At 53.3% G+C, this 257-nt stretch carries 1 protein-coding gene; it reads left to right on the forward strand.

What is annotated here, in order from left to right:
* The coding region (locus SB772_RS43055; RefSeq protein WP_410838904.1) for a hypothetical protein at positions 1–257 on the forward strand (257 nt) is incomplete at both ends.

Genomic DNA, 257 nt, shown 5'->3' on the forward strand with positions numbered 1-257 from the left:
CTGCGGCTCAGCATTTCACCTTATTGCCTGTGAGCGATGAGCGAAGCATCGCATGGAGTAGCGAAAAGGGTGCAGGTTTCTATACCTACAAGAATGGAACCGCCGTTTCTTTCACGACCGATTCGATGTCGCCACAGCGAGCGCTCGCTATTCTGGCAAATGTCAGCACGCGTAAAGATGGACAAATGCCTGCTTCACCCGGTGTATGCATGCCGGGCTTATTTGTCGCTAGCAGTCAACCTGACGACGTGCGCAAC

Source organism: Paraburkholderia sp. SIMBA_030 (assembly GCF_046535245.1).
Classification (GTDB): Bacteria; Pseudomonadota; Gammaproteobacteria; order Burkholderiales; family Burkholderiaceae; genus Paraburkholderia.